The sequence below is a fragment of the Microbacterium sp. NPDC056569 genome (assembly GCF_042793475.1).
In the GTDB taxonomy this organism is placed as follows: Bacteria; Actinomycetota; Actinomycetes; order Actinomycetales; family Microbacteriaceae; genus Microbacterium.
In genome coordinates this window covers 63769-86205 of sequence record NZ_JBHTUV010000012.1, presented here as the reverse complement: position 1 = coordinate 86205, position 22437 = coordinate 63769, and the positions used below count along the sequence as shown (strand labels likewise).

The 22437-nt window shown below is 70.7% G+C and carries 17 protein-coding genes; 5 read left to right on the top strand and 12 right to left on the bottom strand.

What is annotated here, in order from left to right; all coding sequences use genetic code 11:
• Positions 1–391 precede the first annotated feature (391 nt).
• The 7 genes from ACFQ7C_RS14915 to ACFQ7C_RS14885 all read right to left on the bottom strand — a co-directional run bounded on the left by ACFQ7C_RS14915 (position 392) and on the right by ACFQ7C_RS14885 (position 7836).
• Positions 392–1105 (bottom strand): head GIN domain-containing protein, encoded by a 714-nt coding sequence (locus ACFQ7C_RS14915; protein ID WP_378902675.1) that lies wholly within the window; start codon positions 1103–1105, stop codon positions 392–394.
• Between the two features lie 152 nt (positions 1106–1257).
• The gene (locus ACFQ7C_RS14910; RefSeq protein WP_378902672.1) at positions 1258–1716 is read right to left on the bottom strand and encodes a hypothetical protein; all 459 of its coding nucleotides are present in this window, start codon (positions 1714–1716) and stop codon (positions 1258–1260) included.
• Positions 1717–2838 carry a hypothetical protein gene (locus ACFQ7C_RS14905; protein ID WP_378902669.1) on the bottom strand — a complete coding sequence of 374 codons (1122 nt, stop codon included), beginning with the start codon at positions 2836–2838 and terminating at the stop codon, positions 1717–1719.
• A gap of 118 nt (positions 2839–2956) precedes the next feature.
• A complete protein-coding gene (locus ACFQ7C_RS14900; protein ID WP_378902666.1) occupies positions 2957–3175 on the bottom strand; it encodes a hypothetical protein in 219 nt (72 codons plus the stop codon).
• Positions 3176–3201: 26 nt separating this feature from the next.
• Complete coding sequence (locus ACFQ7C_RS14895; protein ID WP_378902663.1) at positions 3202–4314, bottom strand: hypothetical protein; 1113 nt, start codon at positions 4312–4314, stop codon at positions 3202–3204.
• Positions 4315–4323: 9 nt separating this feature from the next.
• Entirely contained in the window at positions 4324–6366 is a 2043-nt protein-coding gene (locus ACFQ7C_RS14890) for a VWA domain-containing protein (protein ID WP_378902660.1), read from the bottom strand.
• Between the two features lie 81 nt (positions 6367–6447).
• Positions 6448–7836: an AAA family ATPase gene (locus ACFQ7C_RS14885; protein WP_378902657.1), complete on the bottom strand. Its 1389-nt coding sequence runs from the start codon at positions 7834–7836 to the stop codon at positions 6448–6450.
• 193 nt (positions 7837–8029) lie between these two features.
• Here ACFQ7C_RS14885 and ACFQ7C_RS14880 point away from each other — a divergent pair, with 193 nt between their 5' ends.
• Positions 8030–8758, top strand: a complete 729-nt coding sequence (locus tag ACFQ7C_RS14880; RefSeq protein WP_378902654.1) for an alpha/beta fold hydrolase — start codon at positions 8030–8032, stop codon at positions 8756–8758.
• A gap of 84 nt (positions 8759–8842) precedes the next feature.
• Here ACFQ7C_RS14880 and ACFQ7C_RS14875 read toward each other — a convergent pair whose 3' ends face one another.
• On the bottom strand, positions 8843–12667 hold the full coding sequence (locus ACFQ7C_RS14875; protein ID WP_378902651.1) for a S8 family serine peptidase: 3825 nt from the start codon (positions 12665–12667) through the stop codon (positions 8843–8845).
• Between the two features lie 174 nt (positions 12668–12841).
• Between ACFQ7C_RS14875 and ACFQ7C_RS14870 the strand changes: the two genes are divergently transcribed.
• Both ACFQ7C_RS14870 and ACFQ7C_RS14865 read left to right on the top strand, forming a co-directional pair.
• Positions 12842–15718, top strand: a complete 2877-nt coding sequence (locus tag ACFQ7C_RS14870) for a helix-turn-helix transcriptional regulator (protein WP_378902649.1) — start codon at positions 12842–12844, stop codon at positions 15716–15718.
• A 34-nt stretch (positions 15719–15752) separates the two neighbouring features.
• The gene (locus ACFQ7C_RS14865) at positions 15753–17237 is read left to right on the top strand and encodes an HNH endonuclease signature motif containing protein (protein WP_378902646.1); all 1485 of its coding nucleotides are present in this window, start codon (positions 15753–15755) and stop codon (positions 17235–17237) included.
• Between the two features lie 82 nt (positions 17238–17319).
• On the opposite strand, the gene ACFQ7C_RS14860 is transcribed toward ACFQ7C_RS14865, so the two are convergent.
• Positions 17320–18348 (bottom strand): NADPH:quinone reductase, encoded by a 1029-nt coding sequence (locus ACFQ7C_RS14860; RefSeq protein WP_378902643.1) that lies wholly within the window; start codon positions 18346–18348, stop codon positions 17320–17322.
• Here ACFQ7C_RS14860 and ACFQ7C_RS14855 point away from each other — a divergent pair.
• Positions 18347–19102, top strand: coding sequence for a DUF1349 domain-containing protein (locus ACFQ7C_RS14855; RefSeq protein WP_378902640.1), 756 nt, complete (start codon positions 18347–18349; stop codon positions 19100–19102). The two genes, ACFQ7C_RS14860 and ACFQ7C_RS14855, sit on opposite strands and share 2 nt — an antisense overlap.
• Before the next feature lie 64 nt (positions 19103–19166).
• On the opposite strand, the gene ACFQ7C_RS14850 is transcribed toward ACFQ7C_RS14855, so the two are convergent.
• The 3 genes from ACFQ7C_RS14850 to ACFQ7C_RS14840 are packed head-to-tail and all read right to left on the bottom strand — an operon-like array spanning position 19167 to position 21923.
• Positions 19167–19895 (bottom strand): PepSY domain-containing protein, encoded by a 729-nt coding sequence (locus ACFQ7C_RS14850; RefSeq protein ID WP_378902637.1) that lies wholly within the window; start codon positions 19893–19895, stop codon positions 19167–19169.
• Between the two features lie 56 nt (positions 19896–19951).
• On the bottom strand, positions 19952–21253 hold the full coding sequence (locus ACFQ7C_RS14845) for a sensor histidine kinase (RefSeq protein ID WP_378902634.1): 1302 nt from the start codon (positions 21251–21253) through the stop codon (positions 19952–19954).
• Positions 21246–21923 (bottom strand): response regulator transcription factor, encoded by a 678-nt coding sequence (locus ACFQ7C_RS14840; protein WP_378902631.1) that lies wholly within the window; start codon positions 21921–21923, stop codon positions 21246–21248. Before ACFQ7C_RS14840 ends, ACFQ7C_RS14845 begins: the two co-directional genes overlap by 8 nt.
• Positions 21924–22045: 122 nt before the next feature.
• Between ACFQ7C_RS14840 and ACFQ7C_RS14835 the strand changes: the two genes are divergently transcribed.
• Entirely contained in the window at positions 22046–22387 is a 342-nt protein-coding gene (locus ACFQ7C_RS14835) for a hypothetical protein (RefSeq protein ID WP_378902628.1), read from the top strand.
• The last annotated feature ends 50 nt before the right edge of the window (positions 22388–22437 follow it).

Here is a 22437-nt window from a genome sequence, read left to right as displayed (position 1 = left end):
GTAACGACCTTCGGTCCGCCGCAGCTCGTGTCGAATGGACTCTCTCCCATCCAGCACGTTCAGTCCGCCGCTCACCGAGCACGCGCACACCACCACACGGGACGCCACCCTTCTCGAGTACCGATGGAGCAGTGCGGGAACGTTACCAGCCACCGGCCACGCTGTCAGTCGCCCGTCTCGCGTGGACACCAGGTGGACACAAACTGCGCGGATCGGAACCGAGAACGCTGATTGAACGCGAACGACACCAGACGACTGAGTGGAGCCGGAGCCGCTGGTTTCCGTGGCAGAACGCCCCACGTGCGAGATTCCGCGGCAAGTCGGATGGCGAAAGAATTCACCAACCGCAGTTTCGACTCCCGCCGTCGCGTCGAAAGCAACCACCTCCGTCTCAGCGCCGCTCGACGTCTCCCGAGCCCGACACGCGCACGTCGGTGCTCGGGTCGCCGGAGTACGTGACACGGCCGCTGCCCGAAAGGTCGACGGCGAGGCTGTCGCTCGCCGAGACGTCCACCTCACCCGATCCGGAGAGATTGACGACCGCATCCTGCGACTCGAGCTCCTCGGCGTCGACGTGCCCGCTGCCCTCAAGTTCGACGGAGAGCTCCCCTGCCGAGCCCGCCAAGGTGACGTCGCCCGACCCCGACAGGCGCACCTCGACGCGATCGGCCGCCAGGCCCGACCAGTCGACGTCGCCCGAGCCATCGATGTCGAGCCGCACGGTGCCGTCCGCGGACACCGTCGCATCCACATCGCCCGAGCCGTTCAGCTCGATCATCTCCAGACTCGGCAGGGTCAGTTCGTACCGCACCTCACCGAACCCCATCGTGAAGCCCGGGGTGGTCGCGAGAACCAGGGTTTCGCCGTCCACCTCGGACGTGAGTCGCTCCAGCACCCCCTCCGGCGCGTGCACCGTGAGCGCAGGCTCCCCCTCCGACACGACGAGGTCACCCGAGGTCTCGAGCACCACCTGCGACACGTCGCCGATGTCCCGCTCCTCGGAGGCCATCGGCCCGGCAGGGATCATCAACGAACACCCCGACAGCGCGACGAGCGACGCCGCGATCAGGACGGCGCTGAGCCCGCGGCATCCGTTCTCTTTCATCGGTGACTCCCTCTTCCATCGAAGGCGTGCCGAGCAGTCGTCGGCGACATCGACGTCCCCGCCGGATGAAGCGCGAAGCCGCAGCGAACTGAGCACCCGCAGTCACACCCTCGTCACCATGATCCGAGCACGAGCGCCCTCGCACCACCCACCTACGGGTAGTGCGGCTTCCCGCCCTGCCAGCCGACCGGATACCGCACGCACGGCCCGGTCGTCGCATCCGTGACCCCCGCGGCGTAGTTGTCGGGCGTCGAATACACCCCGTACGGGTCGTAGAAGTAGAACTGCCCGTCGGTGTCGCGCCGCGCCCAGAAGATGTGCAGGTGCGTGTTCGGGCCGCCGCTCCCCCGCTTGCCACCCGGCCCCGTGTTGCCGGCCCACGCGATCTGCTGCCCGCGCGAGACCTGCTGACCGACCGAGACGAGGATCGTCTCGGCGTTCGTGCCCCAGTGCGCGGCATCCAGGTTCCGCGTCGCGGGATCCTGCGTGTTGCCGGTGTCGAGCAGGTGCGTCTTGTAGTCGGCGAGGTCGGATGCCTTGATCCACGTGGCCGTCATCGTGTCGTTCCACGCGGCATCCGCGTCATGATCAGCGCCGTCGCGCAGGTGCATTTAGATGGTGCGATAGGCGTCGGCGCGCCCGTTCACGTCGTGACTGATGATGACCGTGTTGCCCGACCACTGGTCCCAGCCCACGTGGATGACCTCACCCGCGGCGGATGCCCTGATCTCGAACGTCGCATCGCCCTGCGAGTAGTCGCCCGCGTGGTGCCAGCCGCCGTCGCCGTAGCGCCAGATGCCACCCCGCGTCACGTCGGTGTCGGAGAACGGCAGGGTGAGGAACGGCTCCACCCCCCTGAGGTGGCCCAGCCGCGCGAACCGCGTCGCGCCCGTCGTGTCCTGCACCGGCCAGTGGTACACGTCTGCGTGCCCCGTGACGGTGTAGTTGTAGGTGCCGGTGGGCATGACGACCTGGTTGAGAGCATTGGCTGTGCACGGATGCTGCGCCCCGGCCGTATCGGCAAGCCTGAGGCCCTGCTGCGACCACTCATGCCAGCGTGCGGTGAAGCTCTCCCAGTCCTGGCCGGCCCACAGGCCGTGACCGCCCTGCCCGGGAAGGTATGCGCCGACCCACATCCGAGTGCGGCCGTCCTGGAAGGTGTCGACGCTGACGAGGCGCAGGCCCTGGCCGGAGAGCTCCTTCCACTTCGTCTCGAAGCCGTCCCACGGCGACGCCCACAGCGCGTGACCCCCACTGCCCGCACGGAACACACCGGCGTACTGCGGAGCACCGCCGATCATGGCGGCCGAGACGCTCACCAGGCGAAGGCCCTGTCTCGACAGCTCCTTCCACTTCGCCTCGAAGCTGTCCCAGCCGGCGACCCACAGAGCGTGGCCATCGGTCCCCGGCAGGAAGGCGCCCGCATACATCGCGGTGCCGTCGTCCTCGTAGACGGCGATGCTCACCAGGCGAAGGCCCTGCCGCGACAGCTCCTTCCACTTCGCCTCGAAGCTCGGCCAGTTCGAGACCCACAGTGCGTGTCCGCCCGAACCCGCCCGGTACGTGCCGATGAACTGGGGGACGTCGTTCTCGACCGACACCGAGATGCTGTGCAGTCGGAGCCCGTTCCTCGAGAGCTCCTTCCACTTCGCCTCGAAGCTCTCCCAGTCGGCTGCCCACAGCGCGTGTCCGTCGTTGCCGGGGAGAAAGATCCCCGTGTATGCACGAGCCATCTCGCACCTCCGTTCGCGCGGCCTCCCGCAGGCCCCGCTCCCACGAGGAACGCGGTCACGGGCAGGATGATACTGAGCCGGGGTGGTCCGGGGCCAGGGGCATTCGCGAGCGGGCCCCTCACTCGTCGGGCCAGGGCGGAACAAGCTTGCTCTCACCCGGTTCCAGGCCACCCACGTGTCGCCGCACGGACTCATAGTCGGCGTCTGTGGGCGAGTAGGTGAAGAAGCCCTCCCCGGTCGCACCGTCCGGGGTCTCCGCCCGAAGCCGAAGCACGATCGTGCCGTCGTTGCGCATCTCCGCGACGCCGATCTTCGAGGGTCGCTCCGGATCCACCATGCTCCTGTCTCCTGCGTCGCGCGCTCTCACGGGCTGCCGGTTGCCACGAACGGGTTGCTCGCCCAGTAGGCGTGGAGACGCGGATACGCCTGGGCGTCGTCAGGGTCGTTGCTGTAGAAGCGCGCGAAGCTCTCAGCGTACGTCTCCCTGACACCGGCGGGATTGGCGTCGCCCTCGTAGTTGTCGAGCCGCGCCTTGTCCGCGTCACGGGCCGCGACGAAGCGGGGATCGGTCACGCCCCCGGTCGTGACCGCGTCGCCGATCGCATGCCCGACCTCGTGCAGCACGAGGTTGGCCGCACCATGGCCATCGCCGGTCGGTGGAACGCGGCCGTTGCGCGTGGCGATGATCACGCGGTTGCGGGCGGGGTCGTTCAAGCCCGGGACCGTGTCCCAGGACTTGCCTGGGGACCAGTGACGCGGGCGAACGCCGCGAAGGTCGGTGCGGATCTCGGTGACCGAGTTGCGGCACACCACGACCTTCGTGCCCTTGCGCTTGAGCGCTTCGAGCGCCGGCAGGGGGATCTTGATCATCTCGGCGACGACCGCGCTGCGATCGGCCTCGTCCGCCGTGCCTCCGATCTCGGCGATCGACTCGGCGGCCCGCTGGAGAGCCCGTTGCGGATCCTGCGTGGGCCGAAGGAACAGCCCGCCGAGGATCCCGCCGAGCACCCCTCCCACCAGCGCGCCGACGCCCGCGCCGACCGGCCCGCCGAGGATGGCGCCACCGAGAGCGCCGATGCCCGCGCCGATCAGCCCGCCGACGGCGGCTCCGCCCCAGTCCCAGCGCTGAACCACCGGGGCGTCGCGTTGCGCGTCGCGCTCGGTTGCGGCTTCGGCCTCGATGCCCTGCTCGAGATCACGAAGGGATGCGGAAGTGCGGTCATGCGTGTGGGCCTGTGCCGGTGGGGCAAGCATGCGCTGGACAGCTCGATTGCCGAGCACACCCTGCAATCGCTGAACTTGCGCCGGCGTCATGGACGCCCGGCTGGGCGGCCTGCCGGTTTCGGTGAACACCTCCGGAGCGCGCGGACGTCGGAGAATCCCCGGGTGCGACCGTCCGTCATCCGGGATGTCCTTGGTTGAGCGCTCCGGCGTGAGCCTCATGAAGCCACGGTAGGACCAGGCGGTCGACGCCACCAGCCCTCCTCACCACCACCAAGATCGCCCGTGGAGCATGTCGCCGAAGTCCTCCGGCGTCCCGCGCCCCGTGTGCCGCGCGCCGAGGTAACTGTCCACCACCGCCCGACCGAGGTCGTCCAGCTCCGGCGCCACCACATGCCCGCCGGCCCGCCGTGCGAGGGCGTCGATGAACCGCGCAAGGCTCGGGTCCTCCCCCAGGCGGAAGAACGTCGTCTGCGCGCCGAGCCGCTGCACGTTGTCGAGCTCGCGCACCGTGACCGCCACCGTCCGCGGGTCCGGCGGGTACGCGAAGAACACACTTCCGTCCGGACGCAGGTGCGACGTCGGCTCGCCGTCCGTCACGACCAGCAGCACCGGCTGCGCGGTCGGGTTCTTGCGGAAGTGTCGCTGCGCCAGCAGCAGCGCGTGCTGCAGATTCGTGCCCTTGTCCCACACGGAATCCTTCGCCGTGAGCTGCTCGATGTCGATCACCTCGGCGTGCCGGGCGAACGCGATCAGCTGCAGCTTGTCGCCACGGAAGCGCGTCGAGATCAGGTGATGCAGCGCCAGTGCCGTGCGCTTCATCGGCACCCACCGGCCGTCCAGCGCCATCGAGAAGGACGTGTCGACGAGCAGGGCGACCGCCGCCTGCGTGCGCTCCTCGGTCTCGACCACCTCGACATCCCGCGTGTCGAGCCGCACGCCGGCCGACGCGTCGCCCCCGTCGAGCACCGTCCGCAGCACCGCGTTGGACACCGTGCGCGGGATGTCCCACGGCTCGGTGTCGCCGAACGCCCACTCGCGCGTCGAACCGGTGCGGTCGCCGGCGGCTCCGACGTTGCGCGTCTCGCGCCGACCCGAGCGACCCGACTGCCGTGTCGCGATATCCCGCAGCAGCGCGCGCCCCAGCTGCCGCATCGCCCGCGGGGTCAGCCTGAGCTGTCCGTCGGACGCGCGCTGCAGCATCCCGGTATCCCTCAGCTCCTGCTCCAGCTCGCGCAGCGTGCGGGCGCTGATGGCCGCGTCCTCGCCGATGAGCCGCTCGAGCGCGTCGAGATCGATGTCGTCCATGCGCGCGCCCGGATACATCTGGCCGAGCTGATCGGTCAGCGAATCGAGGTCGGAGAGGTCCTGCATGATGCCGGTCGCCTCGCCGAGACCCGCCGGCTGGTCACCGGAGAAGGATGCTGACCCCGACCAGTCCTCGCCGGGTCGAAGCGAGCGCAGATTGTCGTCGAGACGCGACAGCGACTGCATGAGGTCGGGCGAGCCGAACGCCTGCTCGGCGAGGCTCAGGAGCTCGTCGCGCTGCTCGGGCGTCATCGAGTTGAGCATGCGCTGCGCCGCCGCAGCGCGCTGCGCCAAGGCATCCATCAGCTCGTCCAGGTTCTGCGGGTCCTCGGGGAACTGATCCCCGTGCTTGCGCATGAACTCGTCGAAGTCCTCCTGCGTGTCTTCGCCCATGCGGCGCTTCTCGAGCAGGTCGTTGAGATCGTTGAGCATGTCGCGGATCGCCTGGCGGTCAGCATCCGTCGCGTTCTCGAGCGCGTTCTTCATACCGGCGAAGCGCTGATCCAGGAGCTCGCGGCCGAGCAGCGCGCGGATGCGGTCGTAGTCGGCGCGCGCGGCCGGGCTCTGCCAGTCGTAGTCGGCGAGGTCGTTGACGGCCGCGGCGGTGCTGGTGGGGAGGTTCTCGAGCCGCATCTCGGCGAAGGCGCGGACGTCGTCGTCGAGGTTGACGTCGCGGACGAGGTGCTTGCGCTCCTCCAGGACCGCGTGGTCGAGCAGGCGGCGGACCTCCTCCAGCGTGCCGTCGAGGCGGTGTCGGCGGGTGAGTTCGGCGCGGCGCTCGCGGACCCGGCGGGCGATGTCGTCGAGGCCGAGGCGGTCGCGGTCGCCGCGGCGGAGGTACTCCTGCATCGCGCGCTCGGCGGAGGTTCCCGACATCACGTCGCGACCGATCGCCTCGAGCGCGGACTGCACCTCGACGGGCGGCGCGAGCGGGTCGCCGCCCTGGTACCGGCCGTAGCGGGCCGTGTGCGCGGGGGTGCGATGGAAGGAGCGGGGCATTACGGATGCCTCGGATCAGTGTCGCTCGGTGGTCCGGGGCGTTTCGTCGCGCTCCGCTCGCTCGACGACCGCGGGGCGATGTCAGCCATAGACCGTCTCACCGCCCGCGCTGTCCTTGCCGATCTTCTTCTCCAGGTACAGCGACTCGAGCAGCAGCTCCAGCGCACCCGCGCGCTCGCCCGGCGTCACGGCCTCGAGCCGCGCGGCCACCTGGTCGTACAGGTCCGACTCGCCGAGCACCGGGAGAGCCGCCAGCACATCGGCCGCCGGCACCTGCTCGCCCGTCATCACCGTCGCCCCGTCGTGCAGGGCATCCGCCAACGCACGAGAGTCCAGGCCCCGCAGGTGGGCGCGCGCGGTATCGGCGACCGCTGTGCGCAGCAGGTGCTCGAGGATCGCGCGCTCGCGGCCCTCCTCCCCCGTCTCGAACTCGATCTTGCCGCCGAGCACGTCGACGGCGGTCTCGAGGTCCACGGGCCGCGCCACCGCGACCTCTTCGTGCTGGCGCGTCGCGCGATGCAGGGCCGCCGCGGCGATCGTCTCAGCGCCGGCGATCGCGAACCTGGCGGATACGCCCGAGCGCTGGTCCACAGCATCCGATTCCCGAAGGTTCCGCGTGAAGCGCGCGAGCACCTCGAGAAGGTGCGCGGGCACCTCAGCGACAAGGTCGGCCTCCTGGCGGATGACGGCGATCTCCTCGTCGATCGTCTGCGGGTAGTGCGTGCGGATCTCGGCGCCGAAGCGGTCCTGCAGCGGGGTGATGATGCGGCCGCGGTTGGTGTAGTCCTCGGGGTTCGCGGTGGCGACGACGAGCACGTCGAGGTCGAGGCGCAGCACGTAGCCGCGGATCTGGATGTCGCGCTCCTCCATGACGTTGAGCAGCGACACCTGGATGCGCTCGGCGAGGTCGGGCAGCTCGTTGATCGCGACGATGCCGCCGTTGCTGCGCGGCACGAGCCCGTAGTGGATCGTCTCGGGGTCGCCGAGCGAGCGCCCCTCGGCGACCTTGATCGGGTCGACGTCGCCGATGAGGTCGGCCACCGAGGTGTCGGGAGTGGCGAGCTTCTCGGCATACCGCTCGCTGCGGTGGCGCCATCTCACGGGCAGCTCGTCGCCCAGTTCGCTCGCGCGGCGGACGGATGCCGGGGCGATGGGGTGGAACGGATGCTCGCCGAGTTCCGACCCCTCGATGACCGGCGACCACTCGTCGAGCAGTCCGTCGAGGCTGCGGAGGAGTCGTGTCTTGCCCTGCCCGCGTTCACCGAGCAGGACGATGTCGTGTCCGGCGAGGAGCGCGCGCTCGAGCTGCGGGATGACGGTGGTGTCGAAGCCGTGGATGCCGGGCCACGGGTCGTCGCCGTTCGCGAGCGCGGCGAGGAGGTTCTCGCGCATCTCGATGCGGACCGGGCGGTAGGTGTGACCCGATGCGCGCAGCTGGCCGGCGGTGGTGATCGCGGGTGAAGGCGTCATGTCCGCACGCTACGCCTGGTGCGCGGGTGGGTGGGCCGGATCGGTGAAATTCCCCACGCGGAAACCCATTCGTCCGCATACTGCCTCTGGCGGCCCGCTGCCGCTCCCCCTATGGTGACGAGTGCGCGGGCTCTTGGCGCGTTCTCCCCCTTGGCTGCGTCGCCGCGGTGGCGCCCGAACTGGAAGCAGACCCATGCCGGAAAACAAGCCCACCATTGTCCTCGTCCATGGCGCCTGGGCCGACTCGTCGAGTTGGAACGCCGTCATCCCGACGCTGCAGTCCGAAGGCTTCGAGGTGCTCGCGCCACCGAACGAGCTGCGCGGACTGACCAGCGACAGCGCGTACATCGCGTCGTTCCTGGCGCAGCGCACTTCCGGACCGGTCGTGCTCGTCGGCCACTCGTACGGCGGCGCGGTGATCACCAACGCCGGACAGGCGGGTGACGTGCGCGCGCTCGTCTACGTCGACGCGTTCATCCCCGACGAGGGCGAGACCGTGCTCGGCATCCTCGAGGGCTCCGGATCCGCGCTGGCCGTCGCCGACCCGACCACCGTGCTGGACCTCGCGGGCTACCCGGGCGCCCCGGAAGGCGCGGCGGACGCATGGCTCAAGCCGCACGTCGTGCACGAGTCGTTCGCGCAGGACCTTCCCGAGGCCGACCGGCTGCTCATCGTGGCGACCCAGCGCCCGGCCTCCATCGTCGCCAACGTCGTCCCTTCGGGCGCGCCCGCGTGGAAGTCGATCCCCAGCTGGGCGGTGCTCGGCACCGAAGACCGGGTCATCCCCATCGACACCAAGCGCCGCATGGCCGCACGCGCCGGTTCCACCGTGACCGAGGTCGACGCGTCGCACGTGTCGATGGTGTCGCACCCGGACGTGACCCTCGACGCGATCCGCGCCGCCGCGGCGTCGATCGACTGAACACCCGCCTCGAGACAACGGGCATGATGATGACGGATGCCGCGGCCCGCGGCATCCGTCATCACGGCAGCGCCGCCCGGTCGACTAGTCGAACGGGTCGAAGTACGCCACCGTCGCGGCGTCGACGTTGCTGTCGAGCCCGACCGAGTCGAACGCGGTGGTGCTCGCGCCGGTGACGAACACCCGCCGCGTCCCGTCGGCTCGCTGGTCCACCGCCACGCCGTTCGCCCCGTCGCTGGCGCCCGTCGCGTCGTAGCTCGCCGACCATACCGGCTCGCCCATGCCCAGGTCGTAGGCGATCGTGACGTAGTCCCAGCCGGTCTCGGCGTTGCGGGACTCGCCGGTGACGACGGCGTGGGTGCCATCGGCGGTCAGCGCGACGTCATACGCGACATCCAGCCCGTGAGCGGTGCCGTCGTAGCGCGTCGCCCAGAGCTGAGCGCCGTCGGCGACGTTGTAGGCAACGGACGCGTAGTCCATCTCGGCGCCGCCCTCCACGTTGCCCACGACCACCAGAGTGCCGCCGTCGGGACTGACCGCGAGCGACTGCGGCACGTCCGTGCCCGCCTCGCCGTAGCCGACCGCCCAGCGCTCCTCACCGGTGGCGAGGTCGTACGCCACCGTCTCCCAGTCGACCTGACGGCCGGTGTTGCTCAGCACGCCGGCGACGATCACGGTGTCTCCGGTGATCGCGATGTTGTCCGCGATGTCGATCAGCCCTTGCGAACCGTTGCGCAGCACGTCCCACTTCTGCGCGCCGGTCGCGGCGTCGTAGGCGACCGTGCCCCAGTCCGTGAGGCCGGTGCCGTCGCCGGCGCTCTGACCGGTGATGACGACCGTCGAGCCGTCCTCGCTCACCGCGATGCTGCGGGCGTCGTCGGTGCCGTTCACGGGATCGTCGTAACGCGACACCCACCGCTGCTCGCCGGTCGCCGCGTCGTACGCGACGGTGGCGTAGTCGAGCTGCGCCTCGCCCGTGGTCTGGTAGCCGGTGACGTAGACGGTCGCGCCGTCCGGGCCGACCACGAGGTCGTTGAGCGAGTCGCCGGCCTGAACCGGACCGTCCAGACGGGCGGTCCAGCGCCGCTCACCGGTCGCGCCGTCGTAGGCGACCGTGAGGTAATCGCCGCCGCTCGTGCCGCCGACGTACAGCGTCTCGCCGTCGGGGCTCATCCCGAAGCCCGCGGGCTCGTCGGAGCCGCCGGCCGAGGCATCCCATTGCTCCTCCCAGATCACCTCGCCGGTCTCGGGGTCGTACGCGGCGGTGAGGAAGTCGTTCACCAGCCCGCCCGCCGACGGCGGCCGGCTGTAGCCGCTCATGTAGACCCGCTGACCGTCGGGGTGGAGCAGGAGCTCGGTGCCGGCATCCGAGGAGCTGCCGAACTGCCCGCTCGCCCCGTCGTACCGGGCAGCCCAGTCCTCGTCACCCGGCTGCTTCGCCCGCAGCACGATCGGAGATCGCACTGTGTGCGTGCCATCGGTCCACGAGAGCTGACCGGCGAGGTAGTCGAACAGTTCGGTCTCCTCGCCGACGGCGAAGGTGACCGAGTACGACGCGGTCTCGCCCGGCGCCACGGTGAGCGTGCTCGGCTCGACGGTGACCCCCACTCCGGCGAGACCGCTCACCATCGCCGTGTAGGTCGCGGCCTCGTCGTCGACGTTCTTGACCGTGCGCGTGACCGTCTGAGTGCCGTCGAGCAGGCCGATGCCGATCGACGGGGTGTTCAGGTCGCTGGGGTCCAGCGAGCGTCCTCCCGCCTCGAGGTCGTCGCAGGCGGCGTCCGCCACGCCGCGGGTGGAGCCGCAGAGGAACGCGGTCCAGTCATCGACACCGCTCTCGTAGACCAGGCCCGGGTCGGCCGCACTCGTGGGCTGCACGTGCCCGGCACCCTGCTTGAAGATGAGGTTCGGGTCGGTGTTCGCCTCGCCGTCCAGGACGTCGGATCCTGTGGTCATCAGCGCCGACTTGATCGCCATCGGCGACCAGTCCGGGTGAAGGTCCCGCAGCAGCGCGGCGAGGCCGGCGACGTGGGGCGCCGACATCGACGTGCCGCTCATCAGGTTGAAGTCCATGCCTCCCTGGCCGGGAGGAGCGACTGCGGCGAGGATGTCCTGTCCCGGAGCGATCACGTCGGGCTTGAGCACATCGCCGTTGCCGGCGACGAGCGGGCCGCGCGAGGAGAACTCTGCGGTGAAGGGCGCCGTGCCGCCGGTCGCGATGACCGCCTTCTCGATGGTCGCGGTGGCTCCTGCCGTCGCCGCGTAGGCGCTGATCGCGCTCCACCCGGTGTCCTGCAGGTGCACCGTGGGCACCGAGTGGAAGTCGGCGTTCAGCGAGTTGCCGAAGGCGTTCACGAAGATCATGCCGACCCCGCCCGCCTCGGCGACCGCACGCGACGAGTTGACGCGGGCGATGTCGCCGCCGCGCTCGCAGAGCACGATCTTGCCGGCGACCTTGGCGGGATCGAGCGCCGGTTTGCCGTCGTTGTCGCTCGCGGGATAGCAGCGTGCACCGGCGCCGATCGAGACACCCGAGAGCCGCGCGGCGGCGCCTGTGATGATCGGGGCGGGGCCGACCGCTGCGCTGCTGAGCGATACTCCCTCGTAGCGCGCACCGTTGCCGAGGACCACGGCGCCCGTGGTGGTGCGGTCGTGGGTGCCGGCCGCGACGGTCGTCAGCCAAGGGCCGGGGTGGGCCACGGTGCCGGCGTCCGGGCCGGAGTTGCCGGCGGAAGCGGCGACGAAGATGCCGGCCGCAGCGGCGTTGAGGAACGCCGCCTCGGTGGGCTCGAGGAAGTCGGCGCTCGAACCCGAGACCGAGTAGTTGATGACGTCGACGCCGTCGGCGACGGCCTTGTCGATGGCAGCCACCATGTCGGAGGTGTAGCCGGTCGCGGTGGAGCCGTCCTCGACGGACCACAGCGCCTTGTACGCCGCGATGCGCGCCCGCGGCGCGATGCCCGAGATCTCTCCGAACGGCGCCGCCGGGCCCGTCACGTCGACGCCGTGGTTGCCGCCGGCGGTCGAAGCGGTGTGGGTCCCATGACCGTTGTAGTCACGCGGCGAGAGGAACTCCCAGGGCAGCTGTTGCGCGACGCCCTCGTTGCCTCCCCACGCAGCGTTGAAGTACTGGGCGGTCACGAGCTTGCTGTTGCAGAGATTCGCATCCCACGAGTCGTCGCCCACCTTCTCCGCCGACGCGCACGTGCCGCGGAACCCCTCGGGCTTGCCCTGATACACGAGCTTGTTCGTCTCGTTGCGATCGGAGAAGCTGCCGACCTCGGGCCAGATGCCGCTGTCGATCACGCCGATCACGATGTCTTCGCCCGCACCCGGCGACTTCTTGCCTCCGGTCGGACCGCCGAGCTGGGCCCACAGGCCGTCCGCGTCATCGAGTCCGAGGAAGCCCGCCGTGGACGACGTGTCGGTCTCGACCGCCTGGTCGGGATGCACCGACACGACGTCCGGCTGCGCCTCGAGCTCGGCAGCCTGCGCGGGGGTGAGCTCGGCCGCGAATCCGTTGAAGCTGTACACGTAGCTGTACGAGGGCTTGCCGCCCTTCACTTTCGCCAGAGCCGCGCGCTGCTGTCCCTTGAGGTGCGTGCTGTACGCCTCGACCGCGGGATCGGCCGGGTCGACCTTGGCGCCGCCGCGTGGCCTCGTCGCCTTGAGGCCCTTCTCGCCGCCCCCGTACGCGACCACGGGCGCCGGCGCCATCTGCACGATGTACGTCTCCGGCTGCCTGGCTTCGCTCGCCAGGGCCTGCGCGTCCTCGGGGGTCGTGACCTTCACGCCGCCGGTCCGGTCGCCGAGGTCCTCGACGGAGAGCGCCGTCGGATCCACGGCGAGCGCCGACGGCGGCGCGCCTGTCGCCACGAGGGCGAGGGCTGCAGCCGCCGCGATGGTCAACCGCGTGGAGGTGTGCCTCCGCGGTCGTTGTCTGAGATGTCTGGGCACTGTCTCTCCTCGCACACGGATGATTCGTTTCACGCGTTCCGTTGCAGGTTACGGACGGGTGAACGGGGCCTGCATCCGTGACCTACACTGACTTTTGCTCGCGCCCCACGAGACGGAATGGCAGTCATGCCTCAGCCCCCCGCTCCACCTCCCGGCGGGGTGTCGCCTGTCCTCGTCGGTCGTCGCGCCGAGTTCGACGCGCTGGCGCGGGCGTTCGCGTCGCCCCCGGCGCTCATCGTCGTCCAGGGCGAGGCGGGAATCGGGAAGAGCCGCCTGGTGCGCGAACTCCTGGCCGCGGCCCCGCGCTCGGCGGCCGTGCTGATGGGTCAGTGTCAGCAGCTCCACGATCCGTTCCCACTCGGACCGGTGCTCGACGCCTTCCGGCAACACCGCGATCACATCGACGTCCGCGGTCTGAGCCCCGTGGTGGGCAACCTGGCTCCGCTCGTGCCCGAGATCGCCGACCGCCTCCCGGCTCCGCCCGCACGCCCGGCTGATCAACGCGACGCGCGGCACCAGATCTTCCGCGCGGCGGCGGAACTGATCGAGCATCTCTCGCCCGCCGTCCTGGTGCTCGAAGACGTGCACTGGGCGGACGCCGTCACCTTCGACTTCCTCACCTACCTCATCGCGCACCAGCCGGCCGAAGTGACGATCGTCGTCACCAGCCGCGCCGATCTCGGCGCGACACCCGTCGGCGAGTCGTTCGCACGCGCCCCGGAGGGCCGGACGCGGACGGCCCGGCTCGTGCCGCTCGATGTCGCGCAGGTCGGCGAACTGTCGCGGCACCTGCTGGGCGTGGATGTGCCTGATCCGGTCGCGGCGGCGCTGCACGAGGTCACGGGCGGGGTCCCCTTCGTCGTCGAGGAAGTCCTCCGCACTCTGCTGGCACAGATCCCGGCCGCGGACATCCCCACGCACACGGAAGCCCTCGCGGCGCTGTCGGTGTCGACGGCGCTGCGTGATGTCGTCATCCAGCGGCTGATGACGCTGGACGCGTCCGCGCGTGAGGTCGTCGAGGCGGCCGCCGTGGTCGGGCCGACCGTCGACCCGGGCCTCACCGCAGAGCTCACCGAGCACGACGCCCGGCAGGTGGCGAGAGCTCTCGCGTCGGCTCATGCCGCGGGCCTGCTGCATGAGCATGACGGCCGCAGCCGCTTCCGGCACGTCCTCGCGCAGCAGATCGTCTACGACGCCACGCCCCTGCCGACCCGCCAGTGGTGGCACGCCCGCATCGCTCGCGTGCTGGAGGAGCGGCACGACCCGATCCTCTCGGCGCGCATCGCCCACCATTACCAGCGCGCCGGGCTCGTGAAGGACTTCGTCCGCTGGGCCGAGGCCGCCGCCGATGAAGCGGTCCGCCATGGGAACGAGGCCGCGGCGGCGGAGTTCCTCCGCGAGGCGACCGCAGACATGACCGAACTCTCGATCGACGATCGCGTGCGGATCGCCACGAAGCTCGGTCGTGCCGCCGTGGACGGGCTGGCCCACGCCGAGTCCGCCCCGATCCTCACCCGTCTCCTGGAGAGCGAGCAGCTGACGCGGGCCGCCCGCGGCGAACTGCGATTCGCCCTGGGCAGGCTCTACCGGCAGCAGGGGTTCGCCCGCGACGGGTACGGCGAGATCGAGCGCGCGGTCGATGAGCTCGACGAGCGTCCCGACCTCCAGGCGCGTGCGCTCGCCGTGCTGGCGGCCCCCGAGACCGTCGTGGATGTGTCGCTCGAGACTCATCTGGCGCGGTGCACGCAAGCGGTGGAGGCGGCTCAGCGCGCCGGCTCGGCGGACGTCGAACTCGGGGTGCGGATCGCGCGCGCATCGCTACTTCTCGAACAGGGCGATCCCGCCGCGTGGGCGCTGATCGACGCCGCGCGTCGCGATCCTGTCGTGCTCACACAGCCACGAGAACACGCGCGAGCCGCGATCAACTGGGCGCAGGGCGCACTCCACATCGGGTACGTGCGCCGTGCCGACGAACTGCTGATCGAGGGGCGGTCGATCGCCGATCGATCGGGCTCGCCCCGCCTGCTGGAGGTCGTCGAACTCGTCGGCGCGCTGGTCGACCACGCAGCAGGGCGATGGGACGGTCTCGCCGAGCGGGCTCAGCACCTCGCTTCGCGCGGTTTCGGATTCGGTGCCGCGTCGTTCGAGGCGCGCTACCTGCACTACCTCGTCGTGGGCTCCGGCGGCAACGCCGCGGAGGCGGTCGAGGGTCTCACCGACCTCATCCGCGACTGCGAGGCCGTCGGCGCGGTGTGGCCTCTGGTGCCCGCGCGGGCGGCCCTCGCTCGGCTCCGGCTCACCCTGGGGGATGCGCAGGAAGCCTTCGGCCAGGCTTCCGCCGCCCTGGACCAGCTGCAGCGCAAGGGGATCTGGGCGTGGGCCGCCGACGCCCTGGTGTGCCAGGTCGAGGCCGCGTCGGCCCTCGGCACAGTGGACGACATCCGTGCCCGGATCACCTCCGTCGGCGACCGCGTCCGCGACGCGGAAGCGCCGGCGATCGCGGTGGCGCTGATGACCTGCGAGGCGCTCATCGCGCACCACGACGGCGACACTTCCACCGCCGAGCAGCGGATGTCGCGAGCACGCGCGGCAGCGCACGACACGGGGCTGGTGCACATGGCCGCTCGATCGACGGAACGGCTCGGAGACTGGCGCTGCGAACACGGCGCGGCCGATGGGCCGAGCCTGCTGACGGAAGCCCTCATCGAGTACGGCCGCCTGTCGGCACGACAGGACATCGCCCGGGTGACCAGGACGATGCGCCGGCACGGCGTTCCCGTGCCGTATCCGTGGCGCGGTGGGCGCCCTGCTCACGGCAACGACCTCTCACGACGCGAGCAGGAGGTCGTGCGGCGAGCGGCAGCGGGACGCACCAACCGCACGATCGCCGCGGAGCTGTTCCTTTCTCCTCGCACCGTCGAGACCCACATGTCGAACGCGCTGCGGAAACTGGGGCTGACCTCGCGCGACGAGCTCGACGCCGATGCACTCGAGGAGAGATAGCTTCGAATGTCTGAGGTTCACGTCACAATGAAGTATGAATCTTTTCTCCGAGTTGCAGGCGGCGCTCGACGCTCTGCATGCAACGCTCGGAGATGAGGGTGCAGCCAGCATCCCGGCCACCGTACAGCGGCTCGACGACGACGCACTGCTATCGGTCATCCAGAGTGCGACGACGCTGGTGCGCGCCGGCGAGTCCGTTCGAATCGCCGCGTCGGGCGTTGTGTCGGCTCGCTCGACGAGGGCCTCCGGCCACGGCGGACTCGCCCAGAAGCGCGGGCACCGATCGGCCGTGGCGCTGATCCAAGACCTCACCGGCAGCACGCGGGCCGACGCGACGAAGCAGGTGCGCATCGGCGAGGCGCTGGCTGCGGCATCCGTTTCGACTGCGCCGGATGCCGACCCCGGCGAAGTGGCCATCGCGGGCGCCGCGGGACCGAAGCCCCCTCCGTGGCACGCCGCGCTCGGGGCGGCTCTCCTGGCGGCCACGATTACATCCGCACAGCACGACGCGATCTTCCGGGGGCTCGGGACTCCGCCGACGGAAGCGGACGGCGAAGACTCGGCAGCTCGGGACGCTTGGGCCATGGCGGCCGAGCAGCTGATCGGTGAGTCGCACGTGCGCACGGTGGAAGAACTCGCGACGGCGGCACGGGCCATCCGCGACCTGCTCGACCCCGAGGGTGCGCAGCGCCGCTTCGACGAGCGTTTCGACGCACGTTCGTTCCGCACGTGGACCGACCGCGACGGAGTGCGTCGCGGCAGCTTCACGTTCGACGACGTCGGTGCCGTGGGCATCGACACGATCATCGGCACGGCGCTGCGCCCCCGTCGCGGCGGGCCTCGATTCGTCGATCCCGACGAGGCCGCGCGGGCACGGGAACTGCAGGAAGACCCGCGCACCAACGACCAGCTCGCGTACGACCTCGTCATGGACCTCATCCGTGCCGGCGCGCTCGCGGACGCGCCGACCGTGTTCGGCACCCGGCAAGCAGGCATCCGCGTCATCGCCACCCAAGCCGCCCTCGACGACGCCCTGCGTGACCGGCCGGCGGTCGCGCTCGTCGAAGACACAGGCGCCACGCTGCCCGGCTGGATCCTCGGCACCCGCACCTGCGAGGCCGCCACCATGACCGTCACCCTCGACGCTGCGGGCAACCCGCTCGATCTGGGACGAGAAGCGCGGCTCTTCACTCCCAAACAGCGCGTCGCGCTGGCGATACGAGATGGTGGATGCCGCATCCCGGGCTGCGACCGACCTGCATCGTATTGCGAGGCCCATCACATCGACCCCTTCGCGCAGGGCGGCCGAACCGACATCGATCGCGGAATCCTGCTGTGCCCGTTCCACCACATGAATCTGCACCACCACGGCTGGCGCATCACGCGAAGAGGCAAGGGCGACTTCGTCCTTCATCGCCCTGGATACCCCCAGACCGGGTTGCCGGTGCGGGTCGCACGCCGCTACGACTTCGGCGACCTCCAACCACCGGCGCGAAGAGTCAGCCCCGCCGCCGGGTAGCGGTGGGGGCGCGCGTCGATCACGGAGCCCGCGGGCTCGGGCTGTCACCGGAACATTTCCGCGGTGGTGTGTGCGTCGTGCCTCAGCGGTTGTCGCCGGAGACGTCGATGAGCACCTTGCCCACCGCGCCCTGCTCGACGGCGTCGTGCGCGGCCGCCGTCTCGTCGAGCGAGAACCACGTCAGCGGCAGCCCGGCCGCCTCGCCCACCGGAAGTGCGCCATCGTGCAGCGCCGCGGTGATGTCCTCGGCAGCAGCCGAGAGCGCCGCCTCGCCCACTGTGTAGAGCAGCAGCCCCTGGATGCGCACGTTCTTCGCGAAGGTCGCGCGCACCGGGATCGTCGCCTCGTCGCCGCCGTTGTCGGCGTAGTACGCGATCGACCCGTGGTTCGCGATCACGTGACCGTCCAGGCCGGCGTTCTGCCCGATCGACACCTCGACGATGTGATCGACGCCACCAGGTGCGAGCGCCGAGATCTGCTCGGCGGCCGCCGCGTCGCGGTAGTTCACGATGTGGTGCGCACCCGCGGCGCGCGCCAGCGCCGCCTTCTCGTCGCCCGAGATGGTGGCGATCACGGTCGCCCCTGCCCAGACTGCGAGCTGGATCGCGGCGTGACCCACGGCGCCCGCTCCCCCGGCGACCAGCACGACGCGCCCGTCGAGCGAACCCGGCGACAACCGCGCCGGACCGAACTCGTGCACGGTCAGCGCGCGATGCGCCGTCATCGCGGGCACGCCCAGGCTCGCCGCGATCTCGAAGCCGACCCCCTCCGGCAGCTTCACCGCCCGCTCGGCGGGAACGACGGTGAACTCCTGCGCCGTGCCTGTCGGGCGCTGGTGCTGCGCGAGATACAGCCACACGCGGTCACCGACCGCGAGCCCCTCGACGGCCTCGCCGACGGCGTCGATCACACCGGCGCCGTCCTGATTCGGCACGACCTCGTCGAACGCCGGCTTCGCCCCACTGGCGACGCGCGCCTTCCAGTCCGTCGGATTCACGCCCGAGACGGTCACCCGCACGCGCACCTCCCTCGGGCCGGGGTCCGCGAGTTCACGCTCCACAAGCGAGAGGACGGACGAACTGCCGGTGTGGGAGTAGACGATCGATCGCATGCGACAAGCCAACGCCCGACGACGCTCCGACCTTCCCCGCCACGGCATGATGATGACGGATGCCGCGGCCCGCGGCATCCGTCATCCCCTCGGCCGCGCCGCGACGGCGCCGCCGCCACACCAGGAGCACCCGATGTCGACATCCCTCGCCGTTCCCGGCATTCCGTTCGAGCTGACCCCGACGGAGGACTCGGACTGGACGGTCGCCGACGACCGGGTGGAGGTGCGCGCCCCCGCGCACAGCGATCTCTTCGTCGACCCGAGCGGCGAGAGCGGCACCGCAGCCGAGACGATGCTCAACGCGGTCACACTGCTCGGCACGCCCGGCGAGGGCGACTTCGTCTTCTCGGCTCGCGTGGGCGCGGAGTTCCGGGCGATGTTCGACGCCGCCGTCCTCCTCGTCTGGGCCGATGAGCGGCACTGGGCGAAGCTGTGCTTCGAGCGGTCGCCGGCCGGAGCGCCGATGGTGGTGTCGGTCGTCACCCGCGGGGTGTCGGATGACGCCAACTCGTTCACCGTCGACGGCGACGCGGTCTGGCTCCGCGTCTCGCGGGTCAGGCGGGTGTTCGCCCTGCACGCCTCGACCGACGGCGACTGGTGGCACTTCGTCCGCGCGTTCGCGTTGGGCGACGACCTCGGGGACCTGCAGGTCGGGTTCGAGGGGCAGAGCCCGACCGGCGACGGCTGCGCCGTGTGGTTCGATCGGGCGAGCTTCACGCGGACGACGCTCGGCGACCTGCGCGACGGCAGCTAGCCAGGAGCGGAGCGGCGACGGCGGCCGCCCGACCGATGTGATCGGGCCGCCGCCGCGCGTCTGCTCAGTCGTCGCTGTCGGTTCCGGTGGAGACGACCGCGAACTGGGCATCCAGGTCGAGCTCGAGGAATTCGCCGGCCGCGGTGAGCACCGTGACATCCCAGGGGGAGGTGCTGTCGTCGTCGGCCTCGATCTCGACGATGCGGCCGTCGGCCTCGGCGAGCGCAGCGTCCACGATGGCGGCGATCGAGTCGGCGTCGAGGACGTACTGCGGGGCGCCGTCGTCGTCGGCGGACTCGCTGGAGACGACGGATGCCTCGCCGCCGGCGTCGACGCGCACCTCGGTCTCCGCGCCATCGGCGGCCTCGAGCGTCACCTCGGCGCTGCCGTCGCGCTTCAGGTCGATCGAGGTGGGCTCGCCCTCACCGGCGGCGGACGCAGCGTCGACCATCGCGACCAGGTCGTCGGCGGAGTCGGTGCCGAGGTTCGAGAGGTCGCCGCCGGTGCTGTCGCCGCTCGAGGCATCGTCGTCGCCGGCATCGTCGCGGTCATCCGACGACGACGTGGTGAGATCAGCGGCCTCGTCAGCCATCTCCGCGCCGAGGGCGATGCCGCCACCGGCGAGGAGCGCCGCGGCCAGCACGGCGCCGCCGCCGATCAACCAGCCGCGCGTGCGGCTGCGCTTCGGGGCCGGAGCGGGAGTCGGAGTCGATGCGACGACCTCGGTGCGATCGGCGTCGGCGGAGTGGGCAACGGCGGGGGACGTCTCGGGGGTGCTGTTCGTGTCATCCATGCTTCGATGGTGCCGAGCGGTCGCTGAAGCAGACCTGAAGCATCCTGAAGCCGCGTTCAGCGGGCCGCCGGCAGGCTGACCGCGAACCGTGCGCCGCCGAGCGGAGAGTCCTCGACACGCACGCTGCCGCCCTCGGCCTCCGCGATCGCGCGGACGATCGCGAGCCCCAGTCCGCTGCCGCCCGCATCGCGCGCGCGGGCTTCGTCGAGCCGGACGAAGCGCTCGAAGATGCGCTCGCGCTCCGCAGGCGGCACGCCGACCCCGTCGTCGTCGACCGTCAATAGCACCTGCCCGTCCCGCTCGAGCACCCCGATCGCGACGGCGGTTCGCGCGTGACGGGCGGCGTTGTCGGCGAGATTGCGCACCAGCCGGCCGAGCAGGCGGGCATCGCCGGGCACGCGTGCTGCGTGGATGCCCGACGCATCCACGACCGCACCGCCGGCACGGAGCCGCTTCGCCTCGGCGAGCGCGAGGTCGTCCATGTCGACGTCGTCTCGGGGCTGGGCCGCCCGCTCGTCGAGTCGGGTCAGCAGCAGCAGCGCGTCGACGAGCTCCTGCATCCTGAGGCCCTCGTCATGGACCACCTCGGCGAGGTCGTCCACGGACGTCGCGTCGGGATGCAGCTGTGCCAGCTCGGCGTGCTGGCGGATCGTCGCCAGCGGGGAGCGCAGCTCGTGCGAGGCGTCGGACACGAATCGGCGCTGCGCGGTGGCGGCAGCATCCAGTCGGTCCAGCATGCGATTCATCGTCGCCGCGAGCGCGGCGATCTCGTCGCCCGACGCGGGCACGGCCACACGCCGGTCGAGGCGGTCGGCGCTGATGTCGTCGACCTCCGCCCGGATGCGGGAGACCGGGCGGAGGGCACGCCCCACGACCCACCACGTGATCGCGGCGACGAGCGCGACGACGGCGAAGACGGCGACCGCCAGCAGCAGGGCCACGGTCGCAAGAGTCTGCTGGTCGTCCTCCACCGGCACGGCGAGGAGCAGCGTGCCGTCGTCGAGGTCTTCCCGGACGACGAGCATCGGCTCGTCGTCGTAGCTGACCACGCTTCCTTCGGAATTCGGCAGGTCGCCGCTGTCGGCCTCTTCCGAAGCGGCGACGACACGCCCGTCCTCGTCGAGCACCTGCACGATGTCGTCGTCGAGCTCGGTCACCGCCGAAGGTCCTTCCGCCTCGATCCGCGCCGCCAGCTGCTCGGCGCGGGTCTCCGCGGCGCGGACGGTGGCATCGTGGATGCTGACCGACAGGGTGCCGTAGAACGCCAGCGCCCCGACCACCAGCGCGGCGGCGACGACCAGCGTCGCGGCCGCGCTGATGCGCGTCCGCAGGGAACGCCGGCGCCGTGGCTCAGCCACCGTCGGCCGCCAGACGGTAGCCCGCACCGCGGACGGTCTCGATCGCCTCGCGGCCGAACGGCCGGTCGACTTTGCGCCGCAGGTGACCGACGTACACCTCGACGATGTTCGGATCGCCCTCGAAGTCGTCGTTCCACACGCCGGCGATGAGGTCGCGCTTGGAGAGCACCTGCCCGCGATGGCGGATGAGATGCTCGAGCACGGAGAACTCGCGCGATGTCAGATCGATCTCGGCGTCGCCGCGCCAGACCTTTCGAGCTCCCGGGTCGAGCCGCAGGTCGCCCGCTTCGAGCACGGTCGGCCGCTCGATCCCGCCGCGGCGGATCAGCGCCCGCAGCCGGGCGACGAGCACGGCGAACGAGAACGGCTTGGTCACGTAGTCGTCGGCGCCGGTCTCGAGCGCCTCGACCTGATCCCACTCTCCGTCCTTCGCCGTGAGCATGAGCACCGGGGTCCAGTTCTCCTCCGCGCGCAGCGCCTCGCAGACCTTCCACCCGCTCATCCCCGGCATCATGAGGTCGAGCACGATGGCGTCGTACGCCGTCTCGCGGGCTCGCCACAGTCCGTCCACACCGTTGTGGGCGACGTCGACGCCGAAGCCTTCCGCCTCGAGCCCGCGACGGATGCCGTCGGCCAGGCGCACCTCGTCATCCACCACCAGAATCCGCATCGGGTCCAGTCTGGCCCGCCGGGGCTGAATCCAGCCTGAAGCGCGCGTGCTCGGTCTCGGACCGTATGAGGCATCCGGGTGGGGGTGTTGACTCGGCCAGGCATTTCTCGCGACCCTGTGCCATGGGATACAACTTTCGCGGCGCAGCCCGGCAGGGCACCTTCCTGCAGCGACACAGCCTCTCCCTCATGCTGGCGGCGATCCTCGTCGTCCAGACGGGGATCGCGCTCTGGACGGGGCACCACGTCTGGGTCGGCGAGCAGAACACGCACGGCGATCCGCTCGACTACGCGGAGTTCTGGATCTGGTTCGTCTGGGAGTACAACATCAGCCTCGTCGCCGACACGTTCGGCGTCATCCTGATCGTCCTGCTCTCCAAACGTCTCGAGGAGGAGGGCAGCGCCGAATCCACCCACGAGCAGTCCTCATCGCGTGACGACGGCGCTGATCCCGCTCGGGCCTGACTCCGAAGCGAGAGGCGCGCGTCCATGGGTCGATCAGGGGATGTGCCAGA